Source organism: Endozoicomonas sp. G2_1 (assembly GCF_017744155.1).
In the GTDB taxonomy this organism is placed as follows: Bacteria; Pseudomonadota; Gammaproteobacteria; order Enterobacterales; family Alteromonadaceae; genus JAGHQT01.
Genome location: NZ_JAGHQT010000019.1, coordinates 1 through 17,055, shown reverse-complemented (window position 1 = coordinate 17,055; position 17,055 = coordinate 1). Strand labels below are relative to the sequence as shown.

The 17,055-nt window shown below is 42.8% G+C and carries 16 protein-coding genes and 1 riboswitch; of the genes, 4 read left to right on the top strand and 12 right to left on the bottom strand.

The annotated features are described in order from the left end of the window. Positions 1-5: 5 nt before the first annotated feature. The 4 genes from mfd to nhaB all read right to left on the bottom strand — a co-directional run bounded on the left by mfd (position 6) and on the right by nhaB (position 6,919). Entirely contained in the window at positions 6-3,500 is a 3,495-nt protein-coding gene (gene mfd / locus J7384_RS16285) for a transcription-repair coupling factor (RefSeq protein ID WP_209115596.1), read from the bottom strand. 137 nt (positions 3,501-3,637) lie between these two features. Then, positions 3,638-4,531, bottom strand: a complete 894-nt coding sequence (locus J7384_RS16280) for a carbon-nitrogen hydrolase (RefSeq protein WP_209115595.1) — start codon at positions 4,529-4,531, stop codon at positions 3,638-3,640. 197 nt (positions 4,532-4,728) lie between these two features. Beyond that, complete coding sequence (gene dsbB, locus J7384_RS16275; RefSeq protein WP_209115594.1) at positions 4,729-5,256, bottom strand: disulfide bond formation protein DsbB; 528 nt, start codon at positions 5,254-5,256, stop codon at positions 4,729-4,731. A 73-nt stretch (positions 5,257-5,329) separates the two neighbouring features. Then, complete coding sequence (gene nhaB / locus J7384_RS16270) at positions 5,330-6,919, bottom strand: sodium/proton antiporter NhaB (RefSeq protein WP_209115593.1); 1,590 nt, start codon at positions 6,917-6,919, stop codon at positions 5,330-5,332. A 229-nt stretch (positions 6,920-7,148) separates the two neighbouring features. Between nhaB and fadR the strand changes: the two genes are divergently transcribed. Next, positions 7,149-7,859 carry a fatty acid metabolism transcriptional regulator FadR gene (fadR, locus tag J7384_RS16265; protein WP_209115592.1) on the top strand — a complete coding sequence of 237 codons (711 nt, stop codon included), beginning with the start codon at positions 7,149-7,151 and terminating at the stop codon, positions 7,857-7,859. Positions 7,860-7,988: 129 nt separating this feature from the next. Beyond that, positions 7,989-8,402 (top strand): hypothetical protein, encoded by a 414-nt coding sequence (locus J7384_RS16260; RefSeq protein WP_209115591.1) that lies wholly within the window; start codon positions 7,989-7,991, stop codon positions 8,400-8,402. Positions 8,403-8,456: 54 nt separating this feature from the next. On the opposite strand, the gene J7384_RS16255 is transcribed toward J7384_RS16260, so the two are convergent. The 3 genes from J7384_RS16255 to J7384_RS16245 form a co-directional block, all read right to left on the bottom strand. Then, positions 8,457-10,169, bottom strand: a complete 1,713-nt coding sequence (locus J7384_RS16255) for a proline--tRNA ligase (protein ID WP_209115590.1) — start codon at positions 10,167-10,169, stop codon at positions 8,457-8,459. A gap of 216 nt (positions 10,170-10,385) precedes the next feature. After that, on the bottom strand, positions 10,386-11,501 hold the full coding sequence (locus J7384_RS16250) for a kelch repeat-containing protein (protein ID WP_209115589.1): 1,116 nt from the start codon (positions 11,499-11,501) through the stop codon (positions 10,386-10,388). Positions 11,502-11,518: 17 nt separating this feature from the next. Further along, positions 11,519-11,995 (bottom strand): RNA-binding S4 domain-containing protein, encoded by a 477-nt coding sequence (locus J7384_RS16245; protein ID WP_247741836.1) that lies wholly within the window; start codon positions 11,993-11,995, stop codon positions 11,519-11,521. A gap of 212 nt (positions 11,996-12,207) precedes the next feature. After that, positions 12,208-12,292, top strand: a riboswitch (cyclic di-GMP riboswitch). Between the two features lie 97 nt (positions 12,293-12,389). On the opposite strand from J7384_RS16245, the gene J7384_RS16240 reads away from it, so the two are divergent. Then, positions 12,390-12,737: a DUF3718 domain-containing protein gene (locus J7384_RS16240; RefSeq protein WP_209115588.1), complete on the top strand. Its 348-nt coding sequence runs from the start codon at positions 12,390-12,392 to the stop codon at positions 12,735-12,737. Between the two features lie 289 nt (positions 12,738-13,026). Here J7384_RS16240 and J7384_RS16235 read toward each other — a convergent pair whose 3' ends face one another. From J7384_RS16235 to J7384_RS16215, 5 genes are all read right to left on the bottom strand, one after another. After that, positions 13,027-13,215: a hypothetical protein gene (locus J7384_RS16235; RefSeq protein ID WP_209115587.1), complete on the bottom strand. Its 189-nt coding sequence runs from the start codon at positions 13,213-13,215 to the stop codon at positions 13,027-13,029. 14 nt (positions 13,216-13,229) lie between these two features. Beyond that, positions 13,230-13,913 carry a M15 family metallopeptidase gene (locus J7384_RS16230; protein WP_209115586.1) on the bottom strand — a complete coding sequence of 228 codons (684 nt, stop codon included), beginning with the start codon at positions 13,911-13,913 and terminating at the stop codon, positions 13,230-13,232. Beyond that, positions 13,895-15,037, bottom strand: coding sequence for a succinyl-diaminopimelate desuccinylase (gene dapE / locus J7384_RS16225; protein ID WP_209115585.1), 1,143 nt, complete (start codon positions 15,035-15,037; stop codon positions 13,895-13,897). Before dapE ends, J7384_RS16230 begins: the two co-directional genes overlap by 19 nt. 36 nt (positions 15,038-15,073) lie before the next feature. Continuing rightward, positions 15,074-15,418 carry an ArsC family reductase gene (locus J7384_RS16220; protein ID WP_209115584.1) on the bottom strand — a complete coding sequence of 115 codons (345 nt, stop codon included), beginning with the start codon at positions 15,416-15,418 and terminating at the stop codon, positions 15,074-15,076. A 92-nt stretch (positions 15,419-15,510) separates the two neighbouring features. Next, entirely contained in the window at positions 15,511-15,894 is a 384-nt protein-coding gene (locus J7384_RS16215) for an ACT domain-containing protein (protein ID WP_209115583.1), read from the bottom strand. Positions 15,895-16,437: 543 nt separating this feature from the next. Between J7384_RS16215 and yfbV the strand changes: the two genes are divergently transcribed. Further along, positions 16,438-16,863, top strand: a complete 426-nt coding sequence (yfbV, locus tag J7384_RS16210) for a terminus macrodomain insulation protein YfbV (RefSeq protein ID WP_209115582.1) — start codon at positions 16,438-16,440, stop codon at positions 16,861-16,863. Positions 16,864-17,055: the final 192 nt, after the last annotated feature.

Genomic DNA, 17,055 nt, shown 5'->3' with positions numbered 1-17,055 from the left:
ATGAGCTAGCGTTTGGCTAGCTCATTTAATAGACCCGTTACTAAGGTAAAACGGCTCTTAGCATCGTCAGAGCGCTTGATAAATTTAAGCTTATTAGCCCCTTCCATTTTATAAACATTCGGCTGTTTTTGCATTAAACCAATAATCTGAGTGGGATCAACCGTGGTGTTATCACTAAATTCAACCGCGCCTGACTCTGGGCCCGCTTCAATTTTACGAATGCCCAAGGTTTGCGCTTTGAGTTTTAATTTAGCCTGCTGTACTAAATTTTTGGTTGCCTGTGGCAATAAGCCAAAACGGTCGATAAGTTCAATTTGAATATCGTCAAGAGCATTATTGTCTTTGGCACTGGCAATGCGCTTGTATATGCTTAAGCGCAAGCTGACATCAAAAATATAGTCATCTGGCAGTAGTGCAGGTATACGCAAGTCGACTTCTGTTTGCTTGGCATTTAGCTGGTCTAGCGATGGCTGTTTGCCTTCTTTTAATGACGTGACCGCTTGATCGAGCATTTCCATATACAAGCTAAACCCGATTTGGCTCATTTGGCCACTTTGCTCTTCACCGAGGAGCTCACCAGCACCGCGAATTTCCAAGTCGTGAGTCGCTAACATAAAGCCCGCGCCTAAGTCTTCTAAATTAGCAATGGCGTCGAGGCGTTTTTTCGCGTCTTTGGTCATGCGTTTTTCATGTGGCGTCAACATATACGCGTATGCTTGGTGATGCGAGCGACCAACGCGACCGCGCAACTGGTGCAATTGAGCTAAACCTAAGTGATCGGCTCGGTCCATAATAATGGTATTGGCGGTTGGCACGTCAATACCCGTTTCAATAATGGTTGTACAAACAATCACGTTAAAGCGCTGATGGTAAAAGTCACTCATAACGCGCTCAAGTTCTCGTTCGCGCATTTGACCGTGAGCCGTGGTGATTTTGGCCTCAGGCACTAGGGCTTGAATATCGAGTGCGGTTTTTTCGATGGTATCGACATTATTGTGTAAGAAGTAAACCTGACCACCGCGCAATATTTCACGCAAAATGGCTTCTCTGATCAAAGCGTCTTCTCGTTCACGAACAAATGTTTTTACTGCCAGTCGCTTGGCCGGTGGTGTTGCGATAATCGATAAATCACGCATGCCACCCATGGCCATATTCAAGGTTCTGGGAATCGGTGTGGCAGTCAAGGTTAAGATATCGACATTGGCGCGAATCTTTTTGATTTTTTCTTTCTGTTTTACGCCAAAGCGATGTTCTTCATCAACAATTAACAAACCGAGATCGTGATAACGAATATCACTTTGCAGTAATTTATGGGTGCCGACTAAAATATCGACTTGGCCATTTTCAACCTGACTGATCACGGCCTTTTGCTCTTTAGGCGTTTTAAAACGCGATAGTACTTCAATGTTGACTGGCCAGTTGGCAAAGCGATCGCGGAAGTTTTCAAAATGTTGCTGTGCCAATAGGGTAGTAGGCACCAGCAGTGCCACCTGTTTGCCGTCGTTAACCGCGGTAAATGCCGCGCGCATTGCCACTTCGGTTTTACCAAAGCCAACATCACCACACACTAATCTGTCCATCGCATTTGGCGCGCGCATATCTTTGAGCACGGCGGCGATGGCTTGTTCTTGATCGGTGGTTTCTTCAAAGCCAAAACTGTCGGCAAAGGCTTGTTGTTCGGCTTCGTTGATATTAAAACCATAACCTTGATGACTGGCGCGTTTTGCATAGACATCGAGTAACTCAGCGGCGACATCTTTCACTTTTTCCGCAGCTTTTTTCTTGGCTTTCGACCAAGTGTCATTGCCGAGTTTGTGCAGTGGCGCGCTATCGCCATCAGTGCCCGAATAGCGACTAATTAAATGCAGTGAAGAAACGGGCACATAGAGCTTGGCGTCATTGGCATAACTGAGCATTAAAAACTCGGTACTCAAACCGCCCGTTTCTAGCGTTTGCAACCCCAAATAGCGACCGATACCGTGCTCTAAATGAACCACGGGTTGGCCAATTGAGAGCTCAGCCAAGTTTTTAAAGATGACATCGCCCGCTGATTCTTGCTGTTTACCCCGGCGGCGGCTTTGTCTGACTCGGTCGCCAAGTAGTTCAGATTCGGTGATTACTGCCAGCTGTTGGCCGTTTAAAGTAAAAGTAAAGCCGTGGCTGAGGCTACTGACTAAAATCGCCGGGTTGTCATCGCCGCTAATAAACTGGTCAAAACTGGCGACTTCAATTGGTTTAATTTGGTTGCGCTTGAGTAAATCAAGCACGCTTTCTCGCCGCCCTTGGCTTTCGGCAATATAGAGTACCTTGTTAGGGGCGTTGGTCGTCAAAAATTGATCAAGTAGCGTAAAAGGTTGCTTGAGTTGATGATTTACTGTTAATTCAGGCAATGGCGCAACATCAAAACTCAAGGTGTTGGTTTTGTCGGCCTTACTTTGGTCGGTTGCCGCTAACAGGTTAATGCGGTTAAACGGTTTTAATGCCGTGTATAACTGTTCACTGGATAAAAATAATTGCTCTGGCGGCAACAGAGGACGAGTAGGGTCGTAGCGCCTATCTTCATAGCGATAATTGATATCGAGCCAATATTGTTCGAGGGCGTGATCAATGTCACCGCTGATGACGATTTGACAGCTGGCTTGTAAGTAATCAAATAAGGTCTCGGTTTGCTCAAAAAACAGTGGCAAATAGTATTCAATACCTGCTGGCATCACGCCATTGCTGACCTGATGATAGACCGATTCTTTATCGATACTACCGTTGAATAGTTGACGATACTGGCTACGGAACAGGTTAATGCCGTCTTTATCGGTTGGAAATTCGTGTGCCGGCAGTAAAGCTATTTGAGTGATTTTTTCTAATGAGCGTTGACTATCAGGGTCAAACACTCGGATTTCATCAATCTCATCGTCGAAAAAGTCTAAGCGGTACGGGTGCTGGCTGCCCATTGGAAATAAGTCGAGAATTGCACCTCGGGCTGAAAATTCACCGTGCTCCATCACTTGGTCAACGTGGCGGTAACCACTGGCTTCTAAGTCCTGACGCAGCTGATGTAAATCTTTGTTGTCGCCAACTTTTACCATCAAGCTATTGGCCTTGAGGTACTGTTTAGGGGCGAGACGATGTGACAGTGTTGAAATAGGCACAATCACAATACCGCGCTTGAGATTTGTTAATTGATATAAGGTCGCTAGCCGCTGAGAAATAATGTCTTGATGCGGTGAAAAGCTGTCAAATGGCAGGGTTTCCCAGTCGGGAAACAAACAAATTGTTAACTGATCATGATTGAGCTGCTGTAATTCTTGTTCGTATTTAAGTGCGCTCGGGGTATCGTGAGTAATTAAGACAAAAGGCACCTGTGCCTGTCTCGCTGCTTGGTATAACGCAAGGCTGCTACTGCTACCGTGTAAGTTAGCCCAATATTTACGGTCGCCTGCTGCGCCGTTGTTTGACGAGTTTGTGTGAATAATTGGTGTAGTTAACGGTGTTACTTGACTCATAATAATCTTTTAATGGCGCTACTGACGCTTGTTTGATGACATTTTAGTTGTGACTAAATTCGGATGTTGCTCGCGTTAAAGCCCAATATCGTTGATAAACGGCAAGTCGTGTTTAACGTGGTAAGCGCTCGATTAGTTTAATCGCGATAAAGTTTAGTGAGATCTTGGTAGTGATCAATTCGTCTATCGCGTAAATATGGCCAAATTCTGCGAATTTGTTCGCTGCGCTCCATATCGAGTACAGCGCTTAAAACAAGCTCACTATCTTGATCGGCTTGAGCGAGTATTTCGCCTTGTGGCCCGGCGATAAAGCTATTGCCCCAAAATTGGATGCCGTGACTTGGCTCAGTCGCTTTAGGATCAGCTTCAAAACCGGTGCGATTGACGCTTATTACCGGCACGCCGTTGGCAACAGCGTGCGCTCGTTGGCTAATCAGCCAAGCGTCTAATTGACGTTGTTGTTCTGCCTTGTTGTCAGCTAAGTCCCAGCCAATGGCTGTGGGGTAAATCAGTATTTCAGCACCCGCCATTGCCATTAATCGAGCGGCTTCAGGAAACCATTGATCCCAACACACTAATACACCCAAGCGGCCAATACTAGTATCAATCGGTTCAAAACCAATATCACCGGGTGTGAAATAAAACTTCTCGTAGAAACCAGGATCGTCTGGAATGTGCATTTTGCGGTATTTACCGGCAATGGAACCATCGCTATCGATAACCACGGCAGTGTTGTGGTATAAGCCTGTCGCGCGCTTTTCAAAAAGGGAGGCAACAATAACAATATTGTGCTTACTGGCAAGCGCAGATAGGGCCTCAGTACTCGGGCCCGGGATGGTTTCAGCCAAGTCAAATTGGTCGGTGTCTTCTTGCTGACAAAAATACAGTGACTTGTGCAACTCTTGTAATACCACTAATTGCGCGCCTTGCTCAGCTGCGCGAACAATTTGTTGGCAGCTGTGATTAAAATTATCTTGCGAATTACTGGTGTTAGCTTGCTGGACAGCTGCGACCGAAATTGTCTTGGTCATTTTGTTCTCTGGGCTTTCTAATATTTAAACGTTCTAACTTTTACGCTTTTTAATCTACAAAAAACGAGACAATAACATGCCTAAGGTGAGAAAAAGCTCTGTTGCCTCGTTTATCTTAAATTTTATTTTACCGCTTTGCGCTGAATTAATGAATTTGTTGTTGGCTGAATGGATACTCGTTTAACCGCTATTAGCCTTTATGGCTTTTTAGTCGCCACTAGGCGAGCAACAAGCACTGCAGCAAAAAGTGCTGTGTAAACACTGTAAACGACAACCATCCACTCGGGCATACTATGACCCAAAAACTGCCAACTAATTTCACCGCAATCACCTGAAGCTTCAAACAGCGCAGGAATCCATTCGTGTAACGGCGCCCAACTCGGGAAGTTAGGCACAATGTCACAACTAAATAAAAATGACAGCGGCCCTTGGTTGGCCGATTGCATCTCTACGTGCTCTAAGGCGATGATTAAGCCCCAAATGGCACCAACCGCCCACAAGCCAAACGCGACAATGCGGCCAATGATAAGTCCTGAAGTAAAATAACCCGTGACGCCGGCAAAAAATATTGCCCAGATCGCAACGCGTTGGTAGATACACATAATACATGGCGCTAAGTCCATTGCGTACTGAAAGTATAGCGCGGCAAGCTCTAATCCCAGCGCGCTAATCGCAAGTAGTAACCAAGCTCTGGGTGATACGGCGAGTTGACTGATGAATTTCAAAATATTGTTACTCTATTTGAAGTGGTGAATCGAAAAAGGCACCCTGAGGTGCCTTTTTATTTATTTTTCAGGGTTAATGATGGCCTTCGGCGTCGTTGCCTTCAATCACTTTATGGTGGTGAATTAAGCCAGCCTCGTATAAGTCTTGTGTCTTAGACTCAAGTAGGCCTGAATAAATTGAAATTAGACCAACAATGGTTAGGACTATAGTGTATGGGAAGGCCATTACTACCATGCGACCGTATGACAAGCGAATTAACGGTGCCAAGGCCGAGGTTAATAAGAACAAGAATGCAGCTTGGCCATTTGGTGTTGCGACACTCGGTAAGTTAGTACCTGTGTTGATGGCAACCGCCAATAAGTCAAATTGGTCGCGAGTAATTTGGCCTGCCAATAGCGCTTTTTTGACTTCGGTGATGTAAACGGTACCAACAAAGACGTTGTCTGACACCATAGAAAGGAAGCCATTAGCCAAGTAGAACATCACTAACTGCATATTGCCTTCGTAAGTCAGTACCCAGTTGATTACCGGCGTAAATAGTTGTTGGTCGATAATAACGGCAACTACCGCGAAGAAAACCGTCAGTAGGGCGGTAAATGGCAGGGCTTCTTCGAAGGCATGGCCAAGTTGATGCTCGTCAGTGACACCGGTAAATGATGTCGCCAAAATGATAACACTCAAACCAATTAAGCCAACAGCGGCTAAGTGCATCGCTAAAGCAATAATTAACCAAATACCGACAAGACCTTGCATAACAAGCTTGACGTTGTCTTTTTTAGTGCGCTTCGACGTTTGGTCTTTGTCGAAATCAATTAAGATTTGACGGACGTTTTCTGGTAATTCAGCGCCGTAACCAAACCATTTTACTTTTTCTAGTAAGAAACAAGTGAACAAGCCGGCAATTAACACTGGGACAGTGACTGGTGCCATACGGATGGCAAATTCGACAAACTGCCAGTTGGCTTGCTGACCAATAATTAAGTTTTGTGGCTCACCAACGATGGTACAAACGCCGCCTAAAGCAGTACCGATACCAGCGTGCATCAATAAGTTGCGAAGGTAGGCGCGAAATGCTTCTAACTCATCGCGTGAGTACTCGGCAACGCCGCTATCACAGGTGTGATCGTGATCGTGGTTAATATGCTTACCTGAAGCAACTTTGTGGTACACAGAGTAAAAGCCAACGGCTACGCTGATAATAACCGCGATAACGGTTAACGCATCTAAGAATGCCGATAAAAAGGCACTGGCGAAACAAAATAGCACTGAAACGGTGGTTTTTGATCTGACTTTGGTGATGATTTTAGTGAATAAAAACAGCAGCAGATTCTTCATAAAGTAGATGCCGGCTACCATAAACACGAGCAGTAAAATAACTTCAATGTTAATCGCAACTTCGTGCATTACTTGCTTGGGCGAGGTCATGCCTATTGCGATGGCCTCTATCGCTAGTAAACCACCTGGTTGTAAAGGGTAACATTTTAATGCCATTGCCAAGGTGAAAATAAACTCTAACACGAGTGCCCAACCGGCGACGTAAGGGCTGACAAAAAAGAAAATCAGCGGGTTGATAACTAAAAAAGCAATAATTGCTAATTTGTACCACTCTGGCGAGTTGCCAAGGAAGTTTTTATAAAAAGCGCTCACAAATGATTGCTGCATAACTAACCTTTATCCATTAGTGTGTGATAATTGTTCAAGTTCAGATTTGATATCGAATATGACAATCTCTAAATATCTGCGCTCAGCAATATAGCACAATATTTCCAGCAGTTTTAAGCGCTTACTGTAAAAAATTTTAATGATTAGTTTTTTCTTTAGTTGTACCCGCGTATTCTTCTGGTACAATCAGTTGTAACACTACCATCGAATGATAAATTATTGGGGCGCTATGGTTATTAAAGCACAAAGTCCAGCGGGATTTGCTGAACAATATATTGTTGAATCTATCTGGAATGGCGGCTTTCCTCCTGGGTCAATTTTGCCAGCTGAGCGTGAATTATCAGAGCTTATCGGTGTTACTCGTACCACCTTGCGCGAAGTACTGCAGCGTCTAGCGCGCGACGGGTGGTTAACCATTAAACACGGCAAGCCGACCAAGGTGAATGATTTTTGGGACACTTCTAGCCTCAACATTCTTGAAACATTGGCACAGCTTGATCAAGATGGCATTCCAGACTTAGTTGATAACTTAATGTCAGCACGCACTAATATCAGCGCAATTTACGTGCGTGGTGCGATTAAAAACAACCCAGAAAAGACCATTGAACTGTTGAACGCTTACCGCGATACTGAAGATACTGGCGAAGCCTTTGCTGAGTTTGACTACAGACTTAACAAAGAGCTAGTTGTTGCATCGGGTAATCCTATTTATTTGTTGGTGCTTAACGGCTTTAGAGGTTTGTATTCTCGTTTAGGTACCCTCTACTTTGCTCATCCTAAAGGTCGTGAAATTTCTCGCCAGTATTACGAAAGCTTGATTGAACTTGCCGAAGCGGGCAAGTTTGACGAAGCGGTTTTTGCGGTCCGCAATTACGGTATTGAGTCTGGTAAATTGTGGTCAGAATTAAAAGATGACGTACTAAAAGAACTGGCTGAATAGCAGTTTTAGTCTTTATACATAAAATACCGAGTAGGTTACTACTCGGTATTTTTTTTATCTGTAACATTTAGTTTGTCTTGATGAGCATACTTACACTTTGAACTAGACAATATATATTCGGATTTAACAATGCAAAGTGAAAAAAGGTCAATAAAAGAGTACAGAATTTTAATTGCGGCTGTTTTATTTATGGCGACAACTATCTATGGCGTTGTTAATTCGATGTCGAATCAAGGCCAGTTGCAAAACGATATGCAATTGATTGCAGCTGACCAGCCAGAAATATCCAGTTTAGTCTACATTGATGTCAAAACAACCGGAGTATTTCTTGATATCGCCATCGAAGGTATTGATAAGTCTGCCGATGACTATCAAGTGCAAAAAGCTAAATACGTTAACTTGTCCAAACACTATATTTGCATCAGTGAAGTATTAAAATCTGAGTTAATGGCTCGAAAAATCATATACGTTGACTTACTCACTAACAAATTTCCTAGCAGTCAGTTTGCTAGTTTTAAGGTAACGCTTAGGCAATGTAGTTAAGTCATTAAAGAAGCCGCGTTTTAACGCGGCTTTTTGGTAGTGTTAGGTAAGAGCTTACTTGTCAAACAAGCTCAGTACATCTTTAATGGCAATCATCGATTTCTCGCCAGTTTGACGGTTTTTAAGTTCGACTTCTTGATTGTCTAAGTTGCGCTCACCAACAACTAATAACAGTGGCGTGCCCATTAACTCGTGGTCGGCAAACATAACACCTGGGCGCTCTTTGCGATCATCAAATAGCACTTCAACACCAGCTTGTTGTAATTCGCTGTAGAGTGCTTCTGCAGTTTCTTGAACACGTGCCGACTTGTGCATGTTCATTGGTACAATAGCAACTTGGAAAGGTGCGATTGCTTCTGGCCATTTGATACCATATTTGTCATGGTTTTGCTCAATTGCCGCGGCAACGATACGAGATACGCCAATACCGTAACAACCCATGTTGAGTACTTCGTGCTTGCCAGACTCAGTTAAGACACCACAATTCATTGCTTCTGCGTATTTTTTACCAAGCTGGAAAATATGACCAACTTCAATACCGCGTTTAATTTCAAGCTTACCTTGGCCACAAGGACTTGGGTCGCCAGCGACCACGTTGCGAATATCTTCTACTTGATAGTTAGTGCAGTCGCGGTCCCAGTTAACACCAGTGAAGTGGAAGTCGTTTTCGTTAGCACCACAAACAAAATCAGCTAGGTGCGCCGCGCTGCGATCAACTATCACTGGAATATCTATACCGACTACACCAACAGAACCCGGATTAGCACCACTTGCGGCTAACACTTGCTCATCGGTTGCCATAGTTAGTGGGCTTGCGACAAGTGGTAGTTTTTCTGCTTTTATCTCGTTGAGCTGGTGATCACCACGTAGCACTAATGCGATAATTGGCGCCGCTTGACCTTCTTCAGCAATACCTTGAACTAAAAGTGTTTTTACCGTTTGAGTTGCCGGAATATTTAAAGATTCAGCAACTTGCTCAATGGTTTTGGCGTTTGGTGTTGACACTTTTTCAAGTGTTTGTGTTGCTGCCGGGCGCTCGCCTTGTGGTGCTAGCGCTTCAGCTTTCTCAATGTTAGCGGCAAAGTCGCTGCCATCACTGAAAACGATATCGTCTTCACCTGACTCAGCTAATACGTGGAATTCGTGAGAAGCGTCGCCACCGATTGAGCCGGTATCGGCAAGTACTGGACGGTAGTCTAAACCCAAGCGTTCGAAAATACGGCAGTAAGCGTCGAACATCACTTGGTAAGTTTTTTGTAAGCACTCTTCGCCTAAGTGGAATGAGTAGGCATCTTTCATTAAAAATTCACGGCCGCGCATAACGCCAAAGCGAGGTCTGATTTCATCGCGGAATTTGCTTTGAATTTGAAAGACATTCATCGGCAACTGTTTGTAACTACTCAGTTCATGGCTGATTAGCTTAGTGATGACTTCTTCGTGAGTTGGGCCAAGCACGAATGGACGTTGATGACGGTCGTTTAAGCGCAGCAGCTCTGGGCCGTAATCTTCCCAGCGGCCAGACTCTTGCCATAAATCTGCCGGTTGCACCATTGGCATCAGTACCTCAATAGCACCAGCGCGTTCCATTTCTTCGCGGACAATATTTTCAACTTTTTTCAATACTTTTAAGCCCGTCGGCAACCAAGTGTATAAACCTGATGCTAAGTGACGAATAAGGCCGGCGCGCAGCATAAATTGGTGGCTGACAACTTCGGCGTTAGCTGGGGTTTCTTTCAAAGTAGATACTAAGTATTGACTTGTACGCATTGATGATTAATTCCGTTGATTTGTTACTAACAAAAATTCTAATTTTAAATTTTGACGCGACATTCTAACAGGGCAGAGTAGTCGGTAAAAGCGCTAGATGTTGATATTTAGATAAATATTGTTTTGATGACTCCAAGCTTTACCTACTATTGAAAACTGCGCAATTTTGATGCGAAACGCCCTCAGCTCTTAAATAAAATCCAATCGGTAAAAGCGTTAGTTGATGATACTTGGGTAAACATTAATGCTCGATAACACTTTTTGGCTGGAGTCCATACCGCCAAGGGTGACTGCTGCATCGTCAATAATCAGCAAACCTCGGTGATCCATTGTCGCAATTGGTAGCTCTTTTACTTGCCAGTTAAGGGTTTTTAAATTCAAGCGCCACAGCTGGTTACTGGCAGTACTAGGCTCACCGTTGTAGCCAATGCCATTGTAGTTGTATGGATTGTCGCTGCCGCCAACAAAAATCATTGCGTTTTGAAGTCCAGCACTGGCCATTCGGTAGCGAGCAACACCGGTTGGGTGTTTCAGTTTGCGCCAGTCGATTTTAGCGACGTTATCGCGGTTAATTGTGCCAATATAACAAGCGGCTTCAGCGCTAAAGGTTCGGCGCTTGTTAGTGTGATAGTCAACTTTGACGCCGTCGCAAACTACTATTTTGTTGTCAACAATAGCCCCTGCTTGACCAAATACAGAAGCACCCGGAAAAGGGCTGGCTTGTTGCCAAGTATCGGTTTGGCTGTCGTAGACTTGCACTAAATTAACGTTGCCATCGTTGTGCCAGCCGCTCACTAAGTAGATATACCGATTTTTGTATGCAAGCGCAGTGCTGTCGTCAACGGGCACCGGCATTGGTGCTAACGTCTGGTAACTATTTGTGCTGAGCTCGTAGCGATATACGTCAGGTACAGAGACTTCTGAATGGTCTTTGGCAACAGTGTAACCGCCGAACACATATGCGTGTTCGCCTATGCCTACTGCAGTGCTGGCAAGCCTGCCAATTAGACCATTGACCGGCTTAGCGATAGGCACCGATTCAATAGTTTGCCAACGATTGCCTTGCCAGTGATAGGCAAATGCTTTGTTGTGTACATCACGGAAAGTTTTGTTTTGGCCAAGACCAGAGAATGACAATAAGTAGTCTTGTTGGTTGAGCTTGATGTGCGCAACAGCGTTATTACTAACCGGCTCAGGCAATTGCATGAGTGCCGAGGCAGACTTTGAATGGCTGCTTGTCGGTTCGGCGATGGTACTCGTGAGTGTCGAAAACAAGAGTATTAAAGCGACTGGGATTGACGTTAGATGTTTAGTAATGGCTTTGCTTTTCATCGTGATACAACTTTTATTTAGAAATTAATCGGACGGCGTTTACCCACATTCTGGCTCTGCGCGTTATCTGACGTCGCTTTTTTACGTTGAGTATTCTGTTTTTTATTTTTATTGTAGTTTGGCTTACCAATGCGCTTGTTATTAGCGGTTCGACCTTTATTTGATGTATTGACTCGTCCTGTGCTTTTTTCAGACTTATCCATAGTACTTGAGTTGCTTGACTCACTTGGCACTACAGCTTTCTTCTGTTGCTCTTGAGGTGGGTTATGACAAAGTACTTCGACGAAATCGCCATTAAATGCAATAAGATCGCCCGAATAGACCTTTTTCCGTTTTTGCGTTTCAATTTCATCGTTGAGATAAACATAACCTTCACTAATCACTATTTTGGCTTCACCACCACCTGCGACTAGGTTCGCGATTTTTAGCAGTTTGTATAGTTCAATTGGTTGGTTTTCGATTTCAACCAAATAGTGCATGCTTTGTTCGGTCATGGTTTCTAATGTTATTGGCTTTATTAATGGAGGTGTAGTTTAACTGAATTTGTTATCAAGAAGCATTTATTTGGCAGCCGTTGCTTTATTATAGAGTAATACGATTAAAAAAATTGATTTTATAGCTTGAAGTTATGACAGCCGAATAATATTTATGCAAATTATTTTCGTCTTGTCATTGTTTCGTCATATTTGCTCCTGTATAATTCTCAACCAGATAAAGGCAAGACATTCGAAAGGGTGTTACGCAAAGCTACCGGTCTAAGGGCATAAGCCTATGACAGCGGAGTTACCTGTGATAGGTTTTATACATTCGTATGCCTCATTTGTGACCTCGCAATTAGCTTTTAAATTCAACCAATTTATTTACTAACTTGAGACTTGAGTCACTACCATGAAAAAATTTCACGCTGCATTAACTTTTGCACTTTTATCTGTATCAACTATTGCGCCAGCTGCCCAAGCCGCTGATTCAGCGCAAGCAATCTGTGAATATGTTGCTGTTGATGACAAAAAACGTCTTCGTACGTATTTAAAAAGCAACAAGTTAAAAATTCGTTCTATTTTCGATGGTGTTAAGTGTAACGGTCAAAACTTGCTTGCTTTTGCTGCTAGCCGCAGTGCTGTTAAAACTGGCACGTTAATGATTAACAAATTGCCAAAGAAAAAAGTTGAAAGCTTGTTATCAACAATCACGGCTGACGAATTAACAACTGCAGCTCAAAAACGCATTAACAGCTAAGCGTTAACCAATTTCTGCTTCTCAATCCCCATTTGAGTTCAAGCCTACAGTGTTTACTGTAGGCTTTTTTTATGGGCGAAAGACATTTTTAACCTGAGTTTTGGATAATAAATGGCTTTACAGTAGCTATTTTCATCGCTAACAGCGTTAAATTCACTTGCAATAGACAAGCTATTGACGCGTAAATTTGCCTTGTTATCAAAGAAAATTTCTAACTGTAAAGAGACCAAGTATTAGTTTTATTTAAAATCAATCACTTAACTCATCTCTTAACCAAAACTCAGGTTAGTTAGCGTTTTTTATCGACAGTGGGTAACTGGTGCTTGGTTTTGTTGGTTCGGGGGAGGGTTTCTTTTAGATCATTTAAACCTTGTTTTCTCATTGGGTTTTTAGCGGACTTTTGTACCGTGCTAAAATTGCCAATAAGAAAAAGAATAATGACAACAACGATAATAATCGCAATAGTCTCTGTACTCATGTCTTACTGTTTCCTCAGTGTTCAAAACGTCCTACATTAGTGACGTAGCGTTGAAATATTTCTTCTATATGGCTGACGATAGTCTTTTTTAACGGCAAGTGCAGCTCTTGAATAACCTTTATGTAACGCTCAATCGTCAGTTGAGCTTGATATTGCTCTGAAACTGGATAATAAGACAAGTGCCAAGGCTCTTCTGCAACCCCTCCGCGATACTGGTCGTAGGGAAGATAAAAGCCAAATGATTTACTATTGTCACCCAGCCATTCGCTCAATTGAACAAATGGACCACCTTTTTGGTATTCCCAAGGCTCTAGTTGTAGCTGATTTTGGCCTAGAGCAGAGGGTTGGTAAACATCAATATCAGTACCCCAGTGATGTCGGCTGGTACCGGGCAACGCTGAGAATAGCAAAATAGCTTGTAACTTTTGCCAATCAGACAGCTCAGATAAGGGAACAACTTGGTTCGCTTGGTCTTTAACTGCAATGTTACCGTTTGCTTTACCAGAAAAAATAGCGAGTTGGCGACTAAAATCTCGAAAGCTACTGGCTAGTGCTAAATCAATGCCGTCTTTTTCTGCCGCCGCTTGCATGTTTTGATAAGCAGCCAGTGCTTCTGGGTGCATCGCATGACGTTGGTCGATTGCACTCAGGTGCTGAGTCGTCTGACCGCACAATATTTCTATGCTGATGTCGGGCATAGTAAATTGACCATGGCCTGATAGTAAATATCAACAAGCTGCTCTAAGTCTGCTATTGATACACACTCATTGACTTGGTGAATTGTTTTATTACTCGGCCCTAATTCAATCACTTCAGCGCCGGTTGGCGCGATAAAACGACCATCAGAAGTGCCGCCAGAAGTCGACAACTCGGTCTCTCGGCCAGTGGTGCTGAGAATCGCTTGAGTGACCGCGTCAAGTAATACGCCAGGCTCGGTAATAAATGGCTTACCGTTATAGGTCCATTCAATTTCGTAGTTGAGTTCGTGCTTGGCTAAAATAGCTTCGACTCTTTCGACGATAACTTGATCGTTTAAATCTGAGCTGTAACGGAGGTTAAACCATGCGGTAATAGTACCGGGAACAACGTTGGTAGCACCGGTGCCAGCGTGAATATTAGTGAGCTGAAAGCTGGTTGGTGGAAAATACTGGTTGCCTTGATCCCAAACTTGCTGACTCAGTTCTGCCAACGCTGGCATAGCAAAGTGAATTGGATTTTTAACGTGATCAGGGTAGGCGACGTGGCCTTGTTTACCAATGATTTTTAACTCACCAGAGATAGAACCTCGACGGCCATTTTTGACAACATCCGCGATTAGGTGAGAACTTGACGGTTCACCAACGATACAATAGTCGATTTTTTCCTGACGGGCTTCTAAGGTATCGATAACACGCGTGGTACCATTGATAAATGGGCCTTCTTCATCACTAGTGATCAAATATGCGATTGAGCCAATGTGGTTTGGATGATTGTTTACAAACTTCTCTGTTGCAACGATCATTGCCGCTAAGCTGCCTTTCATATCGGCTGCGCCGCGGCCGTACAACATGCCATCGATTTCGGTTGGTTCAAACGGTGGTGTTTGCCACAAACTCAAGTCACCTGCGGGTACAACATCAGTGTGACCGGCAAAGCAAAACACTGGCTTTTCTGTCCCGCGTCTTGACCACATATTCGTGGTATCTTCAAACACCATGGTCTCATTGGCAAAACCTAGCTTGGCTAAACGCTCAGACATCAGCAGTTGGCAGTCTGCATCTTCGGGGGTTACAGACTGACGACTAATAAGTTCTTTGGCAAGTTTGAGCACGGGTGAAGTCATGATAATACTCTTTGATTAAATAGAAAATTAAACAACTCAGGCAAAAATCGCCTGATAGTCAGCAGCTTTAAAGCCAAGGTGTAATTGAGCGTTGTGAATCAGCACTGGACGTTTGATCAAGGTTGGTTGTTCAAGCACTGCTTCGGTTGCGTTGTCGATATTGAGGTTTTGCTTAATTTCATCGTCCAAATTTCGGTAACTGGTGCTGCGTTTGTTAATCAGGTTTTGCCAATCGATTTTAGCAGTAAACTCTTGCCATAGTACTTGGTCAAAGCCTTGTACGCGAAAGTCGTGAAAGGTGTAATTAACACCTGCTTGGTCAAGCCATTTCAGCGCTTTTTTAACAGTGTCACAGTTTTTAATACCGTAAATAGTCGTCATAGTTCACTCTATAGAATTATTGTTTTTTGTTAGCCGTATCTGGAGCTATACCCAGCCACTTTAGGATACTTGGGTATAGTAGTAATTCCCATTTACTGAATAACCTGGTAATCATTGTTTTTGAGCACTGAAATCGCGTTATCAATATTCTCACGCTTCACTAAGATGTAGTCAGTGTCAAAGGTTGAAATTGCGAAGATACTAATTTTCGCGTTTGCCAGTATTGTTGAAATACTGGCAAGTATGCCGGTTAGGGTAAAGTCTAATGGCCCAACAACTTCTAGCGCTTGCCAACCCGGTTCTACATCGTCGCTGTTAATTTTAACATGCTCAGGGGCGACAATAGAGACTTCTTCATACGTTTTTGCAATAAAGTATATTGGTGCGTCTAGCACTGCTTGTGGCAGGGGGCTATTGACCGCCAAGCTGTGAATTGCAAAGGTTTCATCGAGTAATTTTAACGTGAGTTTTGCCATCTTTTACCAACCTTATAGTAATAAGTTGATAACTATATCGTTTTCATAAACTTAACTCTAGCACTAGTACTCTGTAATCAAGGTAAAACTAATGAAATTTTAATTTTTAAGTGTTTATTATAAAATTCATGTTAAATCACTTAAAAACTATGGTTTACTTGTCTAGTTATTACTAAAACTAACATGTTTTAGAGGTCGACTATCCACAAAAGCTGTGGATAACCTTGTTAGCAATACTTGTGTATATGTTTAAGTTGTTAAAATTTATAAAAATATTTGATAGGTTGTTTTTTGTCACATTTTATCGCTTGTACAAAAATCAACAAATTAATGAATATCTTTAACTCATCAAGTTTGTGATTCAAGTATGCTTTAAGAATTAATTATCTCGCTAATATTAACGATTTTATTAAAAGTTTATTGATCTTATAAAGTAAATAGAGTGACGATCGTTGGCTTTTGTCTTCGATCATTAAATGATCATTTTCGCGCTATTTGTCGTTCAAACTTTTATCCACTGGCAATCCTTGCTATATTCAATTTATGAAGTTAAATGTTGTACAGTTGATTAAGTTTGGCAGGAAATATCAAAAGCTTTGGCCTGAAAGGGCAGAGCTAGCCAATTACTTCGCCGAGTATCGAACCATTCAAACCAGCCGTTTAGTATGCCGCCATATGCCGGCAGTTGCTTTAGTAACCCTGATTTTCCAGCTTTATCTGGGCAGTTACGAAATTTTAGCGCAGGCATTAACGGTATTTTTATTAATGCTGAGTATGCCAGTACAAGCATTAGTTATGCTTGGTTTACAAGCAGACAAGTTTTTACCGCCTGGCTTGGCCACTTGGTATAAAGAAGGTGTTGCTAAGTTCAATCAGCAAGGTGGTAGCATAAAATTATCGACTCAAAAGCCGCGTTATTTTGACCTTGCTCAGCTACTTAATTTATCAGCTCAGCAAAGCAAGTTTTAAACTAAAGATTTAAATTTTTTATAATAAAAAAGGGTTAACAACAGTTAACCCTTTTTTGCTTGTCAATGACCCGTCCTAAATAAGGTTGACACTTTTCAATCAATGAATTGGAGAGCATCATGAAATCAACCACTAAACGAACTCAAAAGGATTACTCACTCGCTTTTAAATTGTCGGTTGTCGAGCAAGTTG